This window comes from Bacillus sp. FSL E2-8900 (genome assembly GCF_037966225.1).
Taxonomy (GTDB): Bacteria; Bacillota; Bacilli; order Bacillales; family Bacillaceae_G; genus Bacillus_A; species Bacillus_A cereus.
The window spans coordinates 1,435,819-1,455,309 of the sequence record NZ_CP150193.1; the positions used below are offsets into that span (position 1 = coordinate 1,435,819).

The following is a 19,491-nucleotide window of genomic DNA, read 5'->3' on the forward strand; positions in this document are numbered from 1 at the left end:
AGGGAGGGTATGAGATGAGGCTGGAACGATTAAATTACAATAAGATAAAAATTTTTCTAACATTTGATGATTTATCTGAACGAGGATTAACGAAAGAAGATTTATGGAGAAATGCACCGAAAGTACAGCAATTATTTCGTGATATGATGCAAGAAGCAAATAAGGAATTAGGGTTTGAAGCAGATGGTCCGATTGCAGTTGAAGTGTTTTCTCTACAAGCACAAGGGATGGTTGTAATTGTAACGAAAGAAAATCAAGAAATGGATACAGATGATGAGTTCCGTGACGAGTTTATTGAAATGCAAGTGACTCTAGATGAAAGTGAGCATATATTATATGAGTTTGCTACTCTAGATGACGTAATTAACCTGTCGAATCGCTTATATAACCTTGGTGTAACTGGCGGAAAGCTATATACGTGGGATGAGCGCTTCTATCTTTGGGTGGAAGAAGAGGAACAAATTCAATTGTTAAAGGCGGATTTTATAGCTATTTTAGCGGAATACGGTAATCCGTCTACAGCAACCATTTATCGCATCATGGAGTACGGTAAAGAATTAATGGATGTTAACGCGATAGAACAAATACACAATTACTTTGTGAAAAAACAAAACCTCAGCTAATACAACATAGCTGAGGTTTTGTTTTTATTTGGAGAAGGGAAGGGATGATTGTAAATACTCGAACATACTTTTTGAAAATAAAATATGCAGTTTTATGGGAGTGTGGTTGATGAAAATAAAAAATATTTAAATATTTAAGTATTTTACTTTTCTAAAAGTAATAAAAGGACTATAATAATAGTGAAAACGCTTGCAACAGAAAATAGTTTGTATATATTTGTTAGCGTTTTCTATTGCATTCCAAATTTAAGGGTGTATACTAGGCAATGAAGGTTTACTAAACAAGTGAAATTACAGGGGGTTTACTTACTATGGTAGCCGAAAAGGGAACTCAAACAAAAACACAACAACAAAGGGAACAACATTTTGAACTATTGAATTCAACACAAATTGTTATTAGTGAAGCGTTAGAAAAATTGGGTTATCCAAACGAAGTATATGAATTATTAAAAGAACCAATTCGTATGATGACAGTGAAAATACCAGTTCGTATGGATGACGGGACTGTTAAAATATTTACAGGATATCGTGCGCAACATAATGATGCTGTTGGTCCAACGAAAGGTGGAATTCGCTTCCATCCGAATGTAACAGAAAATGAAGTGAAAGCACTTTCAATCTGGATGAGTTTAAAATGTGGTATTGTTGATTTACCATATGGTGGAGGTAAGGGTGGAATTATCTGTGATCCACGTGAAATGTCATTCCGTGAGTTAGAAAGATTAAGCCGCGGTTATGTACGAGCAATTAGCCAAATCGTAGGTCCGACGAAAGATATTCCAGCTCCAGATGTATTCACAAACTCTCAAATTATGGCGTGGATGATGGATGAGTATAGCCGTATTGATGAGTTTAATTCACCAGGATTTATTACAGGTAAACCGCTTGTATTAGGTGGATCACATGGACGTGAAACAGCAACAGCGAAAGGTGTAACAATTTGTATTCGCGAAGCTGCTAAAAAACGTGGCATTGATATTAAGGGTGCACGCGTTGTTGTTCAAGGATTCGGTAATGCTGGTAGCTTCTTAGCTAAATTTATGCATGATGCAGGTGCGAAAGTTATTGCAATCTCAGATGCTTACGGGGCGTTACATGATCCAAACGGATTAGATATTGATTATTTATTAGACCGTCGTGATAGCTTCGGTACAGTAACAAAGCTATTTAACAATACAATTTCAAACAAAGAATTGTTAGAACTTGATTGCGATATTTTAGTACCAGCTGCAATTGAGAACCAAATTACAGAAGAAAATGCTAATGATATTAAAGCAAAAATCGTTGTTGAAGCTGCAAATGGTCCAACAACATTAGAAGCGACTAAAATTTTAACAGATCGCGGAATTTTGCTTGTTCCAGACGTGTTAGCAAGTGCTGGTGGTGTAACAGTATCTTACTTTGAGTGGGTACAAAACAACCAAGGTTACTACTGGACTGAAGAAGAAGTAGAACAACGTTTAGAAAAAGTAATGGTAAGATCATTTGATTCTATTTATGAAACAGCACAAGTTCGTAAAGTGAACATGCGCTTAGCGGCGTACATGGTTGGTGTTCGTAAAATGGCTGAAGCAAGCCGCTTCAGAGGTTGGGTATAAAATATTATATCTTGAGAAAACGTGATTTCCTTTCGAGGGAATCACGTTTTTTTGTTGAAGTATTAAATGAGGTGTTGTATATGGAGAATGAAATGCTGGAACGAGTAGAACAATTAGAAGAGAAGGTTAAGAGGTTAGAGGGAGAACTTGCAAGAACGATGAAAGCTCGAAAAATAAGTACCGTTCGGATGTTCGGGGAAGGGCTACTGTTTTTGGTATTTGGTGTGGTTGTAGTAGGGCCGATTATTGCCGTTGTAATCTCGATTTTTACTTGGCTTGCTGAAAAATAAAATAAAAATAAAAAGAACGCTTGTTCTATACGAACAAACGTGCTATACTCTCCTTAGATAAACAAAACGGAAATGATTTTAAGGAGAGATAAATGATGAAAATGACAGTAGACCAAAGATTTATGATGCCAGCAGATGTTGTAGAGCGAGTGGAAGTATTACGAAACAAACAAAGCAAGCGTGGCACATTATTACAATCGGTAAATAAATTTTTCGGTTTAGATACGAAAGAAGATTGTGTTTGGTTTTACGGTTTTTATGGAGTGGCTGTAAGTATCTTGTTGTTTATGGTGTTCACTTCAAATATTTTCGATTTTCTCTTCGCGTAAGAAATATGCGATAAGGACATTGCTACCGAATACATATATAAGGAAGTAAGGTAATCTTCTAGAGCGGGAGTTGGTAGCAATGGCGATGTTTCCTATAGAGCGCAACTATATTGGATATGGAAGTTCACGACCGGGGATTCCTCTGACTAAAGTGAGATTTATTGTAAGCCATGATACGGGGAATCCTGGAAGCAATGCGATAGGGAATCGAGATTACTTTAATGAATTACAACCGAAAGCTTCGGCGCATACATTTATAGATGATAAAACAATATTGGAGATTATTCCTATAAATGAAGTTGCGTATCATGTTCGATATGGTGTGCCGACGGATAATGACTTATATGGCTATGACGCGAATAAGGCGGCCATTGGAGTGGAACTTTGTTATGGTGGTGATGTTAACTTTTGGGAAGCATATAATCGTTTTACATGGTATCATGCGTATTTATGCCAAAACTTTGGCTTAAATCCGAAAAAAGATATCGTGTCACATAAAACGCTTGATCCAGCTAGAAAGATTGATCCTGAGAATGTATTAGGGAAACAAGGTATTAAATTTCAGCAGTTTTTAGCAGATGTCTATCGGATGTACGTTTCGTTTAGATGACAAATATATGAAAAATGAATACAATAAAGATAGGTGCCTACTGCTGTAAGTAGGTTTTTTCTTGTTTTTATAAATAGTGTATTGGTAGAAGACTAGGAGTGGACGAGTATGCAGAAAGAAACAGTTATTATAATCGGAGGCGGTCCGTGCGGATTAGCGGCTGCAATTTCGTTGCAAAAGGTAGGGATAAATCCGTTAGTAATTGAAAAAGGAAACATTGTAAATGCCATTTATAATTATCCAACTCATCAAACATTTTTCTCTTCTAGTGAAAAATTAGAAATTGGTGATGTAGCTTTTATTACAGAAAATCGTAAGCCAGTTCGAAATCAAGCGCTTGCGTATTATCGTGAAGTAGTAAGACGTAAATCTGTACGTGTAAATGCTTTTGAGCGAGTGGAGAAAGTTCAAAAAGATGGAGAAGTTTTTCAGGTTGAGACGACAAAGCGTGACGGAAGTAAGGAAATATATATAGCGAAATATATTGTTGTAGCAACTGGATATTATGATAATCCAAATTATATGAATGTTCCAGGTGAGGAATTGAAGAAAGTAGCTCACTATTTTAAAGAGGGGCATCCTTATTTTGATCGAGATGTAGTAGTTATAGGTGGGAAAAACTCGAGTGTAGATGCCGCGTTAGAACTTGTTAAATCTGGTGCACGTGTAACGGTACTGTATCGTGGAAGTGAGTATTCACCAAGCATAAAGCCTTGGATTTTGCCGGAATTTGAGGCGTTAGTACGAAATGGTACAATTCAAATGCATTTTGGGGCTCATGTGAAAGAAATTACTGAGCATACATTAACGTTTACAGTTGATGGTGAAGCTCTTACAATCAAAAACGATTTTGTATTTGCGATGACTGGTTATCATCCTGATCATAGCTTCTTAACGAAGATGGGTGTTCAGATTGATGAAGAAACAGGACGTCCAATTTATACAGAGGATAGAATGGAAACGAATGCTGAAAATATTTTCATTGCAGGTGTCATTGCTGCTGGAAATAATGCAAATGAAATATTTATCGAGAACGGGAGATTTCATGGAGATGCGATTGCGCAAACCATTGCATCAAGAGAAAAATAAAAAGGAGCTGTCGGGAAAACCTCGACAGCTCCTTTTTATTCGTGCATAAACATATTTTGAATGGATTCATGAGAATTTGTATTCTCTAATGCAACAAGTAATTTAATGCGTGCTTTTTGTGCATTTAAGCCGTATGTGAATACAATGCCCATATCTTTTAAGTGTTTACCGCCACCTTCATACGAATATACGTCTTGAACGATACCGTTGAAACAGCGAGAAACTAATACGACAGGAATACCTCTATTTAATAATCTTTCTAGACTAGGTAGTGTTCTTGGAGGGAGATTACCTTGTCCAAGAGCTTCGATAACAATGCCGTCTACAGGAAGATTTTCGATTGCTGCTAATAATGTATCATCCATGCCGGCATATGCTTTTAGAACAACTACATTTTTAGACACTTTGTTTATCGTATATGTTTCGTGATGTACTAAAGCGTGATGGAAGACAACACCGCGTTTTGTTACCATTCCAATTGGTCCGTATTGTGGGCTTTGGAATGTTGCAACATTACTTGTATGTGTTTTCGTTACATTTGTAGCGCAATGAATTTCGTCGTTTAATACGACTAAAACACCTTTTTCTGCAGCTTCATCACAACTAGCAACTTTTACAGCTGATAAGAAGTTATATAGACCATCAGCACCTAACTCATTGCTAGAGCGCATTGCACCTGTCACTACGATCGGAATAGTTGCTTGTACTGTTAAATCTAAGAAATAAGCTGTTTCTTCTAATGTATCCGTGCCATGCGTAATGACTACGCCATGAATGTTGTCTTGTTTTACTCTTTCATCAATGATGACTTGTAATTGTAACATTTCGCTCGGTGTCATATGAGGAGATGGTAGGTGGAACACATCTTCAACGATTAAATCAACATCGCCTTCTAAATCAGGAATGAATTTTAAAAGAGGATTTTTTTCACCTGGTTGTACGACCCCAGTTTCTTTATCTTCCTCCATTGCAATTGTTCCACCTGTGTGTAAAACTAGGATTCTTTTCAATGCTTATACCCCTTTCAAGTAAAAAAATACATTTAGAACATAACATGTTTTGAGTAAATTCGACAATGGAAATGTATAAAAGTATGCCTCGAAAATGACAATAAAATTAACTGCTATATGTACGATGTATAAAATCATGAAACGAAATGTGCAAATATAGTATAGGAGGGAAGAATTCCGGTGAAAAAGATGGAGAGAATTTTTATTCGTATATTAATAATACAATTCATTTGTCTTTCTGTTGTGCAATTGTTATTTATACATAAGTCATCAGTGAAATATTTATCTAAAATTGTTTATTATGAAGGTGTCATGGTAAAAAACAAAGTGGAAATCTTGCAGGTGAATAGGTAGTTTTCATTTTCTTCTATGAAGGATTATGCTACAATAATTGAGGATTTAATGACGTGAAGCAAATGAGAAGAAGCAGGGTGAACACCTGCTTTTCGTTTTGTTTTATAAGTGAAAAAATGAGGTGTTACAATGGATAAACGAATTTCAATTGCTATAGATGGTCCAGCAGCTGCTGGGAAAAGTACAGTGGCAAAAGTTGTTGCGAAGGAACTTTCTTACGTTTATATTGATACAGGCGCAATGTACCGTACGCTTACATATGCAGCCCTTGAACAAAAAGTAGACATTGAAAATGAAGAGCAGTTAATGGAAGTTGTAAAGAATGTAAATATTGAGTTTCAGCAAGGAGAAAATACACAGCTTGTATTTTTAAATGGACAAGATGTTTCTGAAGTAATTCGTACACCTGATGTGACGAATCGAGTATCTATTGTAGCGAAACATCGCCTTGTTCGTGAAGAAATGGTACGTCGTCAGCAAGAGTTAGCGAAAAAAGGCGGCGTTGTAATGGACGGCCGTGATATTGGTACACATGTATTACCGGATGCTGAAGTGAAAATCTTTATGCTTGCTTCTGTTGAAGAAAGAGCGGAAAGAAGACATTTAGAAAATTTAAATAAAGGTTTCGATTCTAATTTAGAGCAGCTAAAAGAAGAAATTGCTCAGCGTGATAAATTAGATTCAGAACGCGAAGTTTCTCCACTAAAAAAGGCTGATGATGCATTGGAATTAGATACGACTTCTTTATCAATTGAAGAAGTTGTCCAAAAAATTATGAGCATTGTTTCTGGAGTGTTTGCGAAATAAAGAAAGGGGATAGTCCTCTTTCTTTTTTTGTTTAAATAGAAATGTAAAGGATACGTGAATTGTGAGTCTCTTTCCTTGACAAATGAGCTGATTTGTAAGAAGTTAGTTAAAGAGGAATGAAACTGTCAGAATATATTCGCTATTATATTTCAAAACATACTTTTTTCAAGCTGGTTTTGCTGTATACTATTTATATAGGTTTAATATATTTTCTTGTGAATGTTATTGAAAAAGAGTATGTGATGAGAAATTCTTAAACATGCAAATGAAAACTTTGTTTTCATTTCGTATATACATAAAAAATGCTTTGTCAATTCTGTAGGGAGGTATTTCCATGGTAGAGAAAATGAATGAAGAAGTTATGGATTCAAAAGAATTACAAGTTGGTGACGTTGTTACAGGTTCTGTAACGAAGGTTGAAGAGAAACAAGTGCTTGTAAATGTTGGATACAAAACAGATGGCGTAATTCCAATTAGTGAATTAGCTAACGTTCATATTGAAAAAGCAAGCGATGTTGTAGAATTAAATCAAACACTAGAGTTGAAAATTATTAAATTAGAAGAAGATGATCTTGTCTTATCTAAACGTGCTGTTGATGCAGAAAAAGCATGGGTAGAACTACAAGAGAAATTTACTTCTGGTCATGTATTTGATGTTACTGTAAAAGATATTGTGAATGGCGGATTAGTTGTGGACCTTGGTGTTCGCGGTTTTATTCCAGCTTCACTTGTAGAAGTACATTATGTAGAAGACTTTACTGACTATAAAGGTAAAACATTAGCGGTGAAAATTGTTGAATTAGACCGTGAAAAAAATCGTGTAATCCTTTCGCATAAAGCGGTAGTAGAATTAGAACTAGATTCTAAGAAAAAAGAAGCAATTTCTTCATTAAAAGAAGGGGACGTTGTTGAAGGAACAGTACAACGATTAACTGACTTTGGCGCATTCGTTAACGTTGGTGGAGTGGACGGTTTAGTTCACATTTCACAAATTTCACACGAACGTGTAGAGCAACCTTCTGAAGTGTTAGAGCAAGGTCAAAAGGTTAAGGTAAAGGTGTTATCTGTTGATGCTGATACACAACGTATTTCTTTATCAATTAAAGCAGCTCAACCAGGACCTTGGGAAAACGTTGCTGGCGAAATAAAAGCTGGAGATATTCGTGAGGGAGTAGTAAAACGCCTTGTTACATTTGGTGCATTCGTTGAGATTTTACCGGGCGTTGAAGGGCTTGTACACGTATCTCAAATTGCAAATCGTCACGTGAAAAATCCGAATGAAGTATTGGAAATGGGACAAGAAGTAAAAGTGAAAGTACTTGAAGTTCACGTAGCAGAGAAACGTATTTCTTTAAGTATAAAAGAAGCGCTTGAGGAAAATAATGTAACTGAAGATTATAGTCAGTATGAGCCAAATGCTGATTCTGCTACTTTCCAATTAAGTGATATTATTGGTGAACAACTGAAAAAATTAAAAAAATAATGAGGGGTACAAGTGGTAAGGGCAAAACGTAAATTAGATCATATTGAATACGCTCTTTCTACTGGTCAGTCTCGTACGCATGGCTTTCATGATATTGATTTTGTGCATCAAAGCTTGCCAAATTCAAATTATGACACAATAACATGTGAAACAAAAATCGGCGAACTTTCACTAAGTTCGCCGATTTTTATCAATGCGATGACTGGTGGTGGAGGAGAGAAAACGTTACATATTAATGAGCAATTAGCATATGTAGCGAAACATCATAACCTTGCTATGGCTGTAGGTTCGCAAATGGCGGCGTTAAAAGATGAAAGTGAAGCTGCTTCTTATAAGGTGATTAGAAAGGTAAACCCAAATGGTATTTTCTTTGCTAATTTAGGTAGTGAGGCAACTATCGAGCAGGCAGAGCGCGCCGTTGATATGATTGAAGCGAATGCATTACAAATTCATTTAAATGTCATACAAGAGTTAACGATGCCAGAAGGAGACCGTGATTTTACTGGAGTACTTCAGCGCATTGAGAAAATTGTTTTAAATAGTAAAGTTCCTATCATTGTAAAAGAAGTTGGATTTGGGATGAGTAAGGAAACAATGCAACAGTTAGTGAACGTAGGTGTAACAGCAATTGATATTGGTGGGCAAGGTGGTACGAATTTTGCTGCTGTTGAAAACGAAAGAAGACAGCGAATGCTTTCTTATTTTAATAACTGGGGCATACAAACAGCAACCTCGATTATTGAAGCAACCTCTACAAATAATAACCTCTCTTTTATTGCATCTGGGGGTATACAAACAGCGCTTGACGTAGCGAAAGCAATCGCATTAGGGGCGAATACAACTGCGTTTGCTGGTTATTTTTTACGTATTTTAATGCAAGATGGTATCGAGAAGTTAGTAGATGAAATTGAGCTTCTACATACAGATTTGAAATTTATAATGACAGCTCTTGGTGCGAAGACGATAGAAGAGTTGCAATCTGTACCTCTTGTTGTAAAGGGTGAAACATATCATTGGTTAATGCAGCGTGGTATTGATACTGCGCATTATAGTAGGAGATAAAAAATCAACCATTCGGTTGATTTTTTTTGTTCTATTCTTTTTCGTAATATAAAGTGGAGAATGGAATTAGTATTATATAAAAATATCATTTCGTAAAAATTGTAATTGAAAAAGGGTTGAAAAATGTAGGTGGTGTGTTGTCGAATTACTGGAGAGAACTTAATTTTTAATGGGAATAGGTGAAGGTAAAAAGAAGTAATGGGAGGATATAGTATGCGAAATATTATTTCAATATAAATAGAAATCATTAAACTGATTATGTAAAAGACGGTTTCGTACAATATAGAAACCGTCTTTTTGTATTAATTAGTGCTGGTTTTGTTTTCGAGCCTGTTCTGGTGTATCAAGTCCAGTTGCACCTGGATATTGTAGTGATTGATCACGATCGGATTCAACGCGGCGTGATTCTCGTAGTTTTCGTTCTTGGCGATCTTTACCCATAATGAATAACACCTCCTTGTTAAAAGTGTTGCTGTTATAAGAAAAAACTATGCGTAAATAAAGTGGATTAACTTTCATAAAAAGTTCCCATAATGGAAAACATAGGAGGTGAAGTTGATGGATGGAAGTACTTTTTATTTTGTAGCTTGGATAGGGTGGATCATTGTAACCTTTTTTATGAAAAAGGACCCTATCCGGTGGAAGTTAGGCGCTTGTATACTGATTTTTATAATTTGCTCTCCGTTACATGTAACGATTGCCTCATTCGTGGTATCAGTAAATGCTCTTTTACTTTGTATTATTTCTTTTATAGGGATCACGCTATATTCCGTCTGGAAAAAATTGTATAGCTTACTTTCGGCACTTATTATTGCAATGTTATATACAAGTTTTCATCTGTTAGAAATATATGATCCGATTTGGATTGTGGTGGATAGAGTGTTTCTGCTAAGTAGTGCTCTTGTGTATGCATCGGTGTTATTGCATGGGGATCGCATATTACGATTATGTTCTCTATATGTAGGGATGTTACAAGGAGAGCTGCTAGTGACATTTATTTTTAGGAAATTGAATTTTCCATATGATTACGGTAGTTTAGCATTTTTTGATATCGTCGCCATTTCTACATTATTCATGGCAATATTGTTTTGGATTGCAAAAGCATCAGTATACATGGAACGGTTTAAGAGAAAAACACGTAAAAGAAAGGCGAGGGTAATACATGACTGAATATACACCAGCCATTTTATGCGGCGTAATAGCGGGGACAGTTACAAGGGTGCTAATGCTTCGGACGGATACGCGGCAATATCCGACGAGGCTACATGGGAAAATTATTCATATTGCAATGGGGTTAATTGCAGCTGCTTTAGGAGCGATTGCAATCCCGTCTATTTTGAAAAAAGATTTTTCTGCCATTACATTTCTTACATTAGCAGCGACACAATTTCGTGATGTACGTAATATGGAAAGAAATACGCTTCAACAATTAGATGGGTATGAGCTCGTACCGCGTGGAAATACATACATTGAAGGAATTGCATTGGTTTTTGAAAGTCGCAACTATTTGGCAATGTTAACGTCGTTTGCAACGACGTTTGCGTATATAGGATTCCGTTCATGGGTTGCAGGAGTAATTATGGCTATAATCGCATTTTTTATCGCGAAAAAATTAATGTCTGGTAAAAGGCTACATGATCTTGTTGAAATTGAGCACGTTCCGCTTCGTTTTGAAGGAGCAGGGCTTTATATTGACAATATTTACATTATGAATATTGGATTGCCAGCAAGACAAGAAGAAATTATGAAATATGGTATGGGTTTTATTTTAAAGCCGAAATCAATTGATGCGATGGTTACAATCTCAAATTTAGGGCAACGACAAGCTATTTTACACGATGTTTCAGTAGCGTTAGGGATTTATAGAGATTCTGGTACACCAGCGCTTGTACCGTTAGCAAAGCGTGATTTAGAGGATGGCAGGGTTGGGATTTTTGTCCTGCCGCAAGATCAAGATGCAGAGAAAGCGATAGGTGTCATAGGAAATGTACCAACGTTAGAAAGTGCTGTCCATATGTCATCGGAAGCCCCAAAAGGAAGGGGAGATAAGAGATGATGTTAGAAAGTGTTATTCTGGCAGTTATAACAACGACTCCAGAAAAATTTGCAGGTGGTGCTCCTTTATTCGTTTGCGAATCGACGGAGGAACTAGAATTTGTTGCAAATAATTTAGAAGCAATTTTAGATGGTATTGCACATCGCTTACAAGAGAATGTATATATTATTGTGAAACATTAGCAACGTGTGTTATAATGTGAGGTGTTTTGATACGTTGAGAAATATTCTGGAATGCAAATCCCTTCTTGCACAAAGAAGGGTTTTTTACATAATAAACAGAAGCAAGTTGAAAGGATGAAAGTATATGCCGAAACCAGTAATAGCGATAGTAGGTCGCCCGAACGTAGGGAAATCTACTATTTTCAATAGAATTGTTGGAGAAAGAGTTTCAATCGTAGAAGATATTCCAGGTGTAACGCGCGATCGTATTTATAGCGCTGGAGAATGGTTAAATCATGAATTTAACATTATTGATACGGGCGGAATTGATATTGGAGACGAGCCGTTTTTGACACAAATTCGTCAACAAGCTGAAGTAGCAATTGATGAAGCGGATGTTATCATTTTTATGACAAACGGTCGTGACGGTGTAACAGCAGCTGATGAAGAAGTTGCAAAAATTTTATATCGTTCAAATAAACCGGTTGTACTTGCAGTAAATAAAGTGGACAATCCGGAAATGCGCAGTGACATTTATGACTTTTATGCATTAGGATTTGGCGAACCATTCCCAATTTCAGGTACACACGGATTAGGGTTAGGTGACTTACTAGACGAAGCTGCACAACATTTTCCAAAGATTGAAGAAGACGGATATGATGAAGACACAATTCGTTTCTCTTTAATTGGACGTCCAAACGTAGGGAAATCATCACTTGTAAATGCTCTTCTTGGTCAAGAGCGTGTAATTGTTAGTAATGTAGCAGGAACAACTCGTGATGCTGTCGATACACCATATAGTAAAGATGGAAAAGATTATGTAATTATTGATACAGCTGGTATGCGTAAAAAAGGAAAAGTGTATGAAAGTACAGAAAAATATAGTGTACTTCGTGCGCTAAGAGCGATTGAACGTTCTGACGTTGTTTTAGTCGTTTTAGATGGTGAAGAAGGAATTATTGAGCAAGATAAAAAAATCGCTGGATATGCTCATGATTCAGGGCGAGCTGTTGTTATCGTTGTAAATAAATGGGATGCAGTGAAAAAAGACGAAAAAACAATGAAAGCATTTGAAGAAAATATCCGTGCTCATTTCCAATTCTTAGAATACGCACCAATTGTGTTCTTATCTGCAAAAACGAGAAAACGTACACAAACATTAATACCGGTTATCGATGAGGTAAATGAAAGTCATAGTATCCGTATTCAAACGAACGTATTAAACGATGTAATTATGGATGCGGTAGCGATGAATCCGACGCCAACTCATAATGGTAGCCGTCTGAAAATTTTCTATGCAACACAAGTTGCGGTAAAACCACCGACATTTGTTGTGTTTGTAAACGATCCAGAATTATTGCACTTCTCATATGAGCGTTTCTTAAAGAATCGCTTACGTGAATCATTTGGCTTCGTAGGAACGCCGATTCACATTATCGCTAGAGCAAGAGACTAATGGAGAGGATGTGATTTTATGACAAAAATCACAGTAGTAGGAGCAGGTAGCTGGGGAACAGCGTTAGCGATGGTATTAGCTGACAATGGACATGATGTACGTATTTGGGGAAATCGCCCAGAACTTATGGATGAAATTAATACGAAACATGAGAATAGTCGATATCTCCCAGGCATTACATTGCCAAGCACAATCGTAGCCTACTCTTCTTTAGAAGAAGCATTAGTAGATGTAAATACAGTACTGCTAGTAGTACCAACGAAAGCGTACAGAGATGTATTACAAGAGATGAAAGAAATTGTTACTGAACCAATTACTTGGATTCATGCGAGCAAAGGAATTGAACCTGGTACGTCAAAACGTATTTCGGAAGTGATTGAGGAAGAAATTCCAGAGCACTTAATTAAAGATGTTGTTGTACTGTCTGGACCGAGTCATGCTGAAGAAGTCGGTTTACGACAAGCGACAACAGTTACGTCTGCAGCAAAGCGTATGGAAGCGGCTGAGGAAGTACAAGATTTATTTATGAATAGTTATTTTCGTGTATACACAAATCCAGATATCGTTGGAGTTGAACTTGGTGGTGCGTTAAAAAATATTATCGCATTAGCTGCTGGTATAACTGATGGTCTTGGATTAGGTGATAATGCAAAGGCGGCATTGATGACACGTGGTTTAACAGAGATTGCTCGTTTAGGAAGAAAAATGGGCGGGAATCCGTTAACGTTTGCTGGTCTAACTGGTATGGGAGACTTAATTGTAACTTGTACAAGTGTTCATAGCCGAAATTGGCGCGCTGGAAATATGCTTGGAAAAGGACACTCTTTAGAAGAAGTGTTAGAAAGCATGGGTATGGTTGTGGAAGGTGTAAGAACAACGAAAGCTGCTCATGAATTGGCAGAGAAAATGGAAGTTGAAATGCCGATTACAGCTGCTTTATATGACGTGCTGTTCAATGGGAATAACGTAAAAGATGCAGTAGGCTCATTGATGGGACGTGTTCGAAAACATGAAGTGGAAGCTATACCTGATTTACTGTAAAGAAAAGCGACAGAAGTACATTTGTACTTCTGTCGCTTTTTTATTTTTTGGGTCTTTTCACCATTTTTTCATTTTTGCATAGGATGAAGAGTAACTTGAGGAGAGGGTGAAAAGAATGGATAATAATATTTTTAATAATATTGAGAAGGAAGCGAAAGTAAATAAAGAGGATATTTTTAAATTAGCATCATCCGTGCAAAATGCGAATTTACGTGATGAAACTGTACTTCGTCAATTAATTCATCAAGTGGCTCTTATGGCGGGACGTGAAGTGCCGAAAGAGCAAGAGGATCAAATTGTAAAAGCGATTATTAATAATAATATGCCAACAGATTTTGGCTCGTTAAGCAAAATGTTTAAAAAATAAATTATGAGAAACAAAGAGTTTGGAGATTGCATATGATAGCCATGAAAGAATGGGAATAGAGCTGTTTTTGGGCATATTTGGTCAACCGAAGCGAGAGATACAATCGCTTCGGTTTTATTTTTGCCTAGATTGGTGAGAAATGCTGGAAAACCTATTGATTAAAGTTACATACTCGCGATTTGTAGTAAAATGTTCTTTTTGTATTTGTTTAAAGATTTTAATTTGTTAAAATAGTATAAAAATAGATTAATAAAAAGGGGTGTGTATATGTCAGAAGGGCTTATGAAAATGTGGTTGGCTTTAGGGGCAATTGGATTTATGTTTTTTGCAGTAAGTTTTATTTTATTAAGTAGACATAGAATAAAGAATAAATTTTTGAAAGGGATTACAGCGTTAGTAGCGTACACCCTTATGATTGTGTCAGGAATTGTTATTTTTCTTGTTGTATTTAGTGGACCTGTACAGCAGTAAATGGAATGGTCTCGAAAATACTACATACGGAGCAAATTAGATTAGTATGAAAAGGTGATGCTAGTGAAAAAATTCCATATTATTTTAATATTTTGTTGTATGAGCCTTTTAACGGGGTGTCTGTATCCGAAAGAAAATATGAAGCAAAATGCGGTTCCTTATGAAGATCAGCTACAGGTTGTTCAAAAAGCTGTTGTGACATTTAAGGAGCAAAATGATGGGATATTGCCAATTAAGACGAGGGATATGAGTACACCTATTTATCAAAAGTATCCAATCGATTTTCAACAGATTGCCCCGCGTTACATACAAGAAGCGCCAGGGAATGCGTATGAAAGTGGAGGAGTATATCAATACGTATTAATAGACGTTGAAACAAATCCGACAGTAAAGTTAATTGATGTTAGGATGGCTGAACAAATTCAGGAACTATCTTTAAAGCTTAGGATGTATCGTGATGAACATCAATATCCACCTTTTAAAAAAGTAATTTCAGATGGTGTATATGAATTGGATTTCAAAAAACTAGGATATAAAGATGTGCCACAAGTGACAAGTCCATATTCTGGTAAAGGACTTCCTTTTGTAATTAATGAAAAAGGAGAAGTTTTTGTTGATTATAGAATCGACTTATATGACGCTTTGAAAAAAAATGAAGGGCAGTTTACAGAGGGAGAAGATATTCGAAATATACTTTCGAAAGGTTCCCCGTTTGTACCAGCTTATTCTTTACCGTACACAGTAAAGGACGGAGAACCAATTTTTTTAAAATGATAAGTCATGAACCTTTCTTTTAGTGAATAAGTTCTAGAAGAAAGGTTTTTTATGTTATACAACTTACGATGCAAACAAAAGATATTTTTTAATAGTCATATGAAATTGGACAAAATTATATGATATATTGTCCGAACTTCTAGAATACCATTATATTATATCAGATATTATAGGCAACGTTAGAGAAGGTATTAGTTGACTATAAACGCGGAATTATTCCCAAAAATTTTGAGGGAGGGAATCACTTGGAAAAGGTAGATATTTTTAAAGATATTGCAGAACGAACAGGCGGTGATATTTATTTTGGAGTTGTAGGAGCTGTTCGAACAGGGAAATCAACATTCATTAAAAAATTTATGGAACTTGTAGTTATTCCAAATATTGAGAATGAGTCTGACCGTCAAAGAGCGCAGGATGAATTGCCTCAAAGTGCTGCTGGTCGTACAATTATGACGACGGAACCGAAGTTTGTTCCAAACCAAGCGGTTTCTATCGAAGTAGATGAAGGACTTGAAGTGAATATTCGATTAGTAGATTGTGTTGGATATACGGTTCCTGGAGCGAAGGGCTATGAAGATGAGAATGGCCCGCGTATGATTAATACCCCTTGGTATGAAGAACCTATTCCATTCCATGAAGCTGCAGAAATCGGCACGCGTAAAGTAATTCAAGAACATTCAACAATTGGTGTTGTAATTACAACAGATGGAACAATTGGTGAGATTCCAAGAAGAGATTATATAGAGGCAGAAGAACGCGTTGTAAATGAGTTGAAAGAAGTAGGAAAACCTTTCATTATGATAATTAATACGGTACAGCCGTATCATCCAGATACAGAGCAATTACGCCAAAGTTTATCAGAAGAATATGATATCCCGGTTATTGCAATGAGTGTGGAGAGTTTAAGAGAAACAGATGTATATAATGTACTTCGTGAAGCGCTATTTGAATTCCCTGTATTAGAAGTGAATGTGAACCTTCCGAGTTGGGTAATGGTGCTAAATGAAGGGCATTGGTTGCGTCAAAGTTATCAAGAAGCAGTTCAAGAAACTGTGAAGGATATAAAACGTCTTCGTGATGTGGATCGCGTTGTTTGGCAGTTTAGTCAATATGAATTTATTGATCGAGCGAGCCTAGCTGGCATTGATATGGGGCAAGGTGTGGCGGAGATTGATTTATATGCGCCAGATGAATTATATGATCAGATTCTAAAAGAAGTAGTAGGAGTAGAAATTCGAGGGAAAGATCATTTATTAAAGCTTATGCTCGATTTATCTCATGCGAAAATAGAGTACGATCAAGTGGCGGATGCACTGCGTATGGTTAAGCAAACAGGATATGGTGTAGCAGCACCTGCATTAGCGGATATGAGCTTAGATGAGCCAGAAATTATTCGTCACGGTTCAAGGTTTGGTGTGAAGTTAAAAGCGGTAGCGCCATCTATTCATATGATTAAAGTAGATGTAGAGTCAACGTTTGAGCCGATTATTGGTACTGAAAAGCAAAGTGAAGAATTAGTTCGTTATTTAATGCAAGATTTTGAAGATGACCCGTTATCAATTTGGAATTCTGATATATTTGGACGTTCACTTAGCTCGATTGTTCGAGAAGGAATTCAGGCGAAATTATCTTTAATGCCAGAAAATGCTAGATATAAATTAAAAGAAACGCTAGAAAGAATTATTAATGAAGGATCTGGCGGATTAATTGCGATTATACTATAAGAAAAAATCCCTCTCATTGTAGAGGGATTTTTTGTTTTTTTTTATTATAAAATAGAAAAATAAACAGTCATTATCTAATACATTGTTGTAAATTGTCAAGTTTCATCAGATTTTCACATTTTAAGAGTAACAATTTCCTTAAAAATATTGAATTATAAAGGAGAATCGTATAATATAGGCGTTGATAATGATTTATCTACATCTTTGTAGTATAGAATTTGCAAAAATTGCCTACAAATGAAAGTAAGACTCATTTTATGATCATTATACAGTCTTATCTTTGGGAGGAGGTGAATGGCATGAACAAGACAGATTTAATCAATGCTGTTGCAGAAGCAAGTTCCCTTTCTAAAAAGGACGCAACAAAAGCAGTAGACGCTGTTTTTGATTCTATCTTAGAAGCTTTAAAACAAGGTGATAAAGTACAACTGATCGGATTCGGTAACTTCGAAGTTCGTGAGCGTGCGGCTCGTAAAGGTCGTAACCCACAAACAGGTGAGGAGATTGAAATCGCTGCAAGTAAAGTACCTGCATTCAAACCTGGTAAAGCGTTAAAAGATGCGGTTAAATAATCCTTACATATTAACAGGGAAGAAGAGTTTCCTTTTTGGGAACTCTTCTTTTTGCTTTTAAAAACATAAATATGCTAGAATGTGTTCGTATCACTTTTAGGTTTTCGGGAGGGCTAGCGGATGGCAAAAGTTAATTTAGAACAAATTGAACATGCAGTACGCCTTATTTTAGAGGCGATTGGGGATGACCCAAATCGTGAGGGAGTACTTGATACACCAAAGCGTGTTGCAAAAATGTACGCAGAAGTGTTCTCAGGTATGCATGAAGATCCGAAAGAGCATTTGCATAAAGTATTCGGAGAAGATCACGAAGAGCTTGTACTAGTAAAAGATATACCATTTTATTCGATGTGTGAGCATCATTTAGTACCATTCTATGGAGTTGCTCACGTTGCATATATTCCGCAAGGTGGAAAGGTAACAGGGTTAAGTAAATTAGCTCGTACCGTAGATACAATTGCACGTCGCCCACAACTGCAAGAACGTATTACATCAACAGTAGCGAACTCTATTATGGAAGTACTAGAGCCTCATGGTGTAATGGTAGTAGTAGAAGCAGAACATATGTGTATGACGATGCGTGGTGTGAAAAAACCAGGTGCGAAAACAGTAACGACAGCAGTGCGTGGTGTGCTTGAAAATGATGCTGCAGCGCGCAGTGAAATTTTATCGTTTATTAAAACGAAGTAAAGAAAAGCGGGAAACTGCTTTTCTTTTTTTTTTTAGTAAATAAATGATATAGTTTTAACTAGACAGAGTGAGATTAGAAAGATTGCTTACATGAATGGTAGGTGTAGCCAAGTTTTGGTTATAGAAAATAGAGTGTATGTGTTATAATAAGTTTTATGAATTAGAAAACAAGGGTGATTTTTTGTGTGTGACATCTACGGAGGGTATGCGGGTATAAAAGAAAAATTGATGGAGAAATTACGCCATCCTTATTTTATAAACTATATTGAAGAACCATTTATTGATGAAGAAAAGATAGCATTGTTATATGGTGCTTTAAAGAGTGCAAACTTACATATAGAACAAATTGAGCATTACGTAGTAACAATTATGCTTGTACAAATTGCGCTTGATACGCATGAAAGGGTATCGAATAAAGCAGGCGAGGAAGAGATTGGATTCCATAAATGTCGTCAATTAACAGTACTTGCAGGCGATTACTATAGTGGACTATATTATTATTTATTGTCTATGAATCGTGATATTGTTTTAATTCGTGCACTTGCTGAAGGAATTAAAGAGATAAATGAACACAAAATTATGTTATACCAAAAAGCGCATGAAACGACGGATGACATAATGAAAAGCATAGTAACGATTGAGTCTGCGCTCCTTCAAAAAACATGTGATCATTTTCAGTTATCACATTGGAAGCCATTTATCACATACGTATTAGGTGGAAATCGCCTTCAAAAAGAAATTCAATTGTATGCTGATAAGCAACATTCACCTGTTTTTCAAGCTATGCAAGATGCTTTAGGGGATAAAGCAGAAGTAGTGATTATTGGTTGGATGAAGGAATTGAGAAAGAAAGAAAAACAATTTTTAGAAAATCACACAGACATAAATGAAATAAATTCTGTGTTAAGGAATAAATAGAAGACA

At 36.2% G+C, this 19,491-nt stretch carries 24 protein-coding genes; 22 read left to right on the forward strand and 2 right to left on the reverse strand.

The annotated features are described in order from the left end of the window. The first annotated feature begins 14 nt into the window (after positions 1–14). The 6 genes from NST90_RS07455 to NST90_RS07480 all read left to right on the forward strand — a co-directional run bounded on the left by NST90_RS07455 (position 15) and on the right by NST90_RS07480 (position 4,539). Positions 15–623 carry a genetic competence negative regulator gene (locus NST90_RS07455; RefSeq protein WP_001235402.1) on the forward strand — a complete coding sequence of 203 codons (609 nt, stop codon included), beginning with the start codon at positions 15–17 and terminating at the stop codon, positions 621–623. Positions 624–934: 311 nt separating this feature from the next. After that, positions 935–2,221, forward strand: coding sequence for an NAD-specific glutamate dehydrogenase (gene gudB, locus NST90_RS07460; RefSeq protein ID WP_000225173.1), 1,287 nt, complete (start codon positions 935–937; stop codon positions 2,219–2,221). Between the two features lie 80 nt (positions 2,222–2,301). Continuing rightward, positions 2,302–2,511: a hypothetical protein gene (locus NST90_RS07465; RefSeq protein WP_000426763.1), complete on the forward strand. Its 210-nt coding sequence runs from the start codon at positions 2,302–2,304 to the stop codon at positions 2,509–2,511. 92 nt (positions 2,512–2,603) lie between these two features. Next, positions 2,604–2,840, forward strand: a complete 237-nt coding sequence (locus NST90_RS07470) for a DUF3961 domain-containing protein (RefSeq protein ID WP_001983018.1) — start codon at positions 2,604–2,606, stop codon at positions 2,838–2,840. A 79-nt stretch (positions 2,841–2,919) separates the two neighbouring features. Continuing rightward, entirely contained in the window at positions 2,920–3,450 is a 531-nt protein-coding gene (locus NST90_RS07475) for an N-acetylmuramoyl-L-alanine amidase (RefSeq protein ID WP_001240655.1), read from the forward strand. A gap of 108 nt (positions 3,451–3,558) precedes the next feature. Continuing rightward, entirely contained in the window at positions 3,559–4,539 is a 981-nt protein-coding gene (locus NST90_RS07480) for a YpdA family putative bacillithiol disulfide reductase (protein WP_001168524.1), read from the forward strand. Positions 4,540–4,574: 35 nt separating this feature from the next. Here the strand turns inward: NST90_RS07480 and ansA are convergent, their stop codons facing one another. Beyond that, complete coding sequence (gene ansA, locus NST90_RS07485; RefSeq protein WP_000822010.1) at positions 4,575–5,549, reverse strand: asparaginase; 975 nt, start codon at positions 5,547–5,549, stop codon at positions 4,575–4,577. 180 nt (positions 5,550–5,729) lie between these two features. Here ansA and NST90_RS07490 point away from each other — a divergent pair, with 180 nt between their 5' ends. From NST90_RS07490 to NST90_RS07505, 4 genes are all read left to right on the forward strand, one after another. After that, positions 5,730–5,903, forward strand: coding sequence for a YpfB family protein (locus tag NST90_RS07490; protein ID WP_000738057.1), 174 nt, complete (start codon positions 5,730–5,732; stop codon positions 5,901–5,903). A 129-nt stretch (positions 5,904–6,032) separates the two neighbouring features. Beyond that, a complete protein-coding gene (gene cmk / locus NST90_RS07495; protein ID WP_000361252.1) occupies positions 6,033–6,710 on the forward strand; it encodes a (d)CMP kinase in 678 nt (225 codons plus the stop codon). 334 nt (positions 6,711–7,044) lie between these two features. Next, positions 7,045–8,193 carry a 30S ribosomal protein S1 gene (rpsA, locus tag NST90_RS07500; RefSeq protein ID WP_025709287.1) on the forward strand — a complete coding sequence of 383 codons (1,149 nt, stop codon included), beginning with the start codon at positions 7,045–7,047 and terminating at the stop codon, positions 8,191–8,193. Positions 8,194–8,205: 12 nt separating this feature from the next. Then, positions 8,206–9,255 (forward strand): type 2 isopentenyl-diphosphate Delta-isomerase, encoded by a 1,050-nt coding sequence (locus NST90_RS07505; RefSeq protein ID WP_000251036.1) that lies wholly within the window; start codon positions 8,206–8,208, stop codon positions 9,253–9,255. 306 nt (positions 9,256–9,561) lie between these two features. Here NST90_RS07505 and NST90_RS07510 read toward each other — a convergent pair whose 3' ends face one another. Further along, on the reverse strand, positions 9,562–9,696 hold the full coding sequence (locus NST90_RS07510) for a YpzI family protein (protein WP_000513900.1): 135 nt from the start codon (positions 9,694–9,696) through the stop codon (positions 9,562–9,564). 117 nt (positions 9,697–9,813) lie between these two features. Here NST90_RS07510 and NST90_RS07515 point away from each other — a divergent pair, with 117 nt between their 5' ends. The 12 genes from NST90_RS07515 (at position 9,814) to NST90_RS07570 (ending at position 19,485) form a co-directional block, all read left to right on the forward strand. After that, positions 9,814–10,425 carry a hypothetical protein gene (locus tag NST90_RS07515; RefSeq protein ID WP_000349103.1) on the forward strand — a complete coding sequence of 204 codons (612 nt, stop codon included), beginning with the start codon at positions 9,814–9,816 and terminating at the stop codon, positions 10,423–10,425. Continuing rightward, positions 10,418–11,311, forward strand: coding sequence for a YIEGIA family protein (locus NST90_RS07520; protein WP_048558636.1), 894 nt, complete (start codon positions 10,418–10,420; stop codon positions 11,309–11,311). The genes NST90_RS07515 and NST90_RS07520 overlap by 8 nt, the downstream gene beginning before the upstream one ends. After that, entirely contained in the window at positions 11,308–11,493 is a 186-nt protein-coding gene (locus NST90_RS07525; protein ID WP_000979059.1) for a hypothetical protein, read from the forward strand. Before NST90_RS07520 ends, NST90_RS07525 begins: the two co-directional genes overlap by 4 nt. A gap of 124 nt (positions 11,494–11,617) precedes the next feature. Continuing rightward, entirely contained in the window at positions 11,618–12,928 is a 1,311-nt protein-coding gene (gene engA, locus NST90_RS07530) for a ribosome-associated GTPase EngA (protein WP_001125893.1), read from the forward strand. An 18-nt stretch (positions 12,929–12,946) separates the two neighbouring features. Beyond that, on the forward strand, positions 12,947–13,969 hold the full coding sequence (locus tag NST90_RS07535; RefSeq protein ID WP_000161763.1) for an NAD(P)H-dependent glycerol-3-phosphate dehydrogenase: 1,023 nt from the start codon (positions 12,947–12,949) through the stop codon (positions 13,967–13,969). Positions 13,970–14,084: 115 nt separating this feature from the next. Further along, positions 14,085–14,336: a stage VI sporulation protein F gene (locus tag NST90_RS07540; RefSeq protein WP_000369754.1), complete on the forward strand. Its 252-nt coding sequence runs from the start codon at positions 14,085–14,087 to the stop codon at positions 14,334–14,336. A gap of 267 nt (positions 14,337–14,603) precedes the next feature. Next, positions 14,604–14,807 (forward strand): DUF2768 domain-containing protein, encoded by a 204-nt coding sequence (locus NST90_RS07545; protein ID WP_001289008.1) that lies wholly within the window; start codon positions 14,604–14,606, stop codon positions 14,805–14,807. A gap of 63 nt (positions 14,808–14,870) precedes the next feature. Beyond that, a complete protein-coding gene (locus NST90_RS07550) occupies positions 14,871–15,581 on the forward strand; it encodes a hypothetical protein (RefSeq protein ID WP_000713407.1) in 711 nt (236 codons plus the stop codon). A gap of 245 nt (positions 15,582–15,826) precedes the next feature. Next, a complete protein-coding gene (spoIVA, locus tag NST90_RS07555) occupies positions 15,827–17,305 on the forward strand; it encodes a stage IV sporulation protein A (RefSeq protein ID WP_000416519.1) in 1,479 nt (492 codons plus the stop codon). A gap of 299 nt (positions 17,306–17,604) precedes the next feature. Beyond that, positions 17,605–17,877, forward strand: a complete 273-nt coding sequence (locus tag NST90_RS07560) for an HU family DNA-binding protein (protein WP_001043860.1) — start codon at positions 17,605–17,607, stop codon at positions 17,875–17,877. A 120-nt stretch (positions 17,878–17,997) separates the two neighbouring features. Then, positions 17,998–18,567, forward strand: a complete 570-nt coding sequence (gene folE / locus NST90_RS07565) for a GTP cyclohydrolase I FolE (RefSeq protein WP_001151482.1) — start codon at positions 17,998–18,000, stop codon at positions 18,565–18,567. A gap of 183 nt (positions 18,568–18,750) precedes the next feature. Next, a complete protein-coding gene (locus NST90_RS07570) occupies positions 18,751–19,485 on the forward strand; it encodes a heptaprenyl diphosphate synthase component 1 (protein ID WP_283748218.1) in 735 nt (244 codons plus the stop codon). Positions 19,486–19,491 lie beyond the last annotated feature (6 nt).

Coding starts and splice junctions, on each gene's coding strand:
- NST90_RS07520 (WP_048558636.1), top strand. CDS start 10,418: ATGACTGAATATACACCAGCCATTTTATGCGGCGTAATAGCGGGGACA.
- NST90_RS07455 (WP_001235402.1), top strand. CDS start 15: ATGAGGCTGGAACGATTAAATTACAATAAGATAAAAATTTTTCTAACA.
- NST90_RS07525 (WP_000979059.1), top strand. CDS start 11,308: ATGATGTTAGAAAGTGTTATTCTGGCAGTTATAACAACGACTCCAGAA.
- cmk (WP_000361252.1), top strand. CDS start 6,033: ATGGATAAACGAATTTCAATTGCTATAGATGGTCCAGCAGCTGCTGGG.
- NST90_RS07560 (WP_001043860.1), top strand. CDS start 17,605: ATGAACAAGACAGATTTAATCAATGCTGTTGCAGAAGCAAGTTCCCTT.
- NST90_RS07540 (WP_000369754.1), top strand. CDS start 14,085: ATGGATAATAATATTTTTAATAATATTGAGAAGGAAGCGAAAGTAAAT.
- NST90_RS07470 (WP_001983018.1), top strand. CDS start 2,604: ATGATGAAAATGACAGTAGACCAAAGATTTATGATGCCAGCAGATGTT.
- NST90_RS07535 (WP_000161763.1), top strand. CDS start 12,947: ATGACAAAAATCACAGTAGTAGGAGCAGGTAGCTGGGGAACAGCGTTA.
- engA (WP_001125893.1), top strand. CDS start 11,618: ATGCCGAAACCAGTAATAGCGATAGTAGGTCGCCCGAACGTAGGGAAA.
- NST90_RS07510 (WP_000513900.1), bottom strand. CDS start 9,696: ATGGGTAAAGATCGCCAAGAACGAAAACTACGAGAATCACGCCGCGTT.
- rpsA (WP_025709287.1), top strand. CDS start 7,045: ATGGTAGAGAAAATGAATGAAGAAGTTATGGATTCAAAAGAATTACAA.
- NST90_RS07465 (WP_000426763.1), top strand. CDS start 2,302: ATGGAGAATGAAATGCTGGAACGAGTAGAACAATTAGAAGAGAAGGTT.
- NST90_RS07480 (WP_001168524.1), top strand. CDS start 3,559: ATGCAGAAAGAAACAGTTATTATAATCGGAGGCGGTCCGTGCGGATTA.
- NST90_RS07475 (WP_001240655.1), top strand. CDS start 2,920: ATGGCGATGTTTCCTATAGAGCGCAACTATATTGGATATGGAAGTTCA.
- gudB (WP_000225173.1), top strand. CDS start 935: ATGGTAGCCGAAAAGGGAACTCAAACAAAAACACAACAACAAAGGGAA.
- NST90_RS07515 (WP_000349103.1), top strand. CDS start 9,814: ATGGATGGAAGTACTTTTTATTTTGTAGCTTGGATAGGGTGGATCATT.
- NST90_RS07545 (WP_001289008.1), top strand. CDS start 14,604: ATGTCAGAAGGGCTTATGAAAATGTGGTTGGCTTTAGGGGCAATTGGA.
- folE (WP_001151482.1), top strand. CDS start 17,998: ATGGCAAAAGTTAATTTAGAACAAATTGAACATGCAGTACGCCTTATT.